General features: G+C 62.2%; 1 pseudogene. It reads right to left on the reverse strand.

The annotated features are described in order from the left end of the window. Nucleotides 1-735: pseudogene (gene katE1 / locus AC1DTN_RS37620) on the reverse strand (catalase KatE1); the annotation flags it as partial. Nucleotides 736-792: the final 57 nt, after the last annotated feature.

A 792-nucleotide genomic window follows, 5' to 3' on the forward strand; every position in this document is an offset into this window, starting at 1 on the left:
CTTCTGACCCTGCAAGCTCTTCCAGTGGAACTTCACGTAGCTGAACTCGCCGGCCGCGTTGACGTACTTGTAGGCGTGCACACCGTTGCCGTCCATCATGCGGTAGCTGGCCGGGATGCCGTAGTCGGAGTACACCCGCGTCAGCATGTGCGTCGCTTCAGGAAAGTGGGAGAAGAAGTCGAAGAAGCGGTTCGGATCCTGGAGGTTGGTGGCGGGGCTGGGCTTCAGGCTGTAAACCATGTCCGGAAACTTCATGGCGTCGCGAATGAAGAACACCGGAAGGTTGTTCGCCACGAGGTCCCAGTTGCCTTCGCTCGTATAGAACTTGGTGGCGAAGCCGCGTGGATCGCGCAGCGTCTCGGGCGAATGATTGCCGTGGACCACGGTGGAGAAACGCACGAAGACCGGCGTCGTCGTGCCGGGCCTGAAAAGCTTGGCGCGCGTGTATCGCGACAGGTCGGCCGTCGCGGCGAAGACACCATGGGCGCCCGTTCCCCGCGCATGCACGACGCGCTCAGGCACGCGTTCGCGGCTGAAGCGCTGCAGCTTCTGGATCAGGTGAACGTCCTGCAGCAGCACGGGGCCGTCCGGGCCGGCCGTCTGGGAGTTCTGGTTGTCGCCCACCGGCGCTCCATTGTCATGCGTCAATGTTTTCGCATGCGCGCCGACGGCGATGAAGATCGCACCGGCGAGAAGGCTCGCGCGGCGCGCGGTTGTGACAGTCTTGCAGATCATGAGTAAACACACCCTGGTTTGTTATGGAGCCTCCAAGGCTATCGACGACGCCATTTC

Source organism: Rhizobium sp. 01T444, assembly GCF_056398305.1.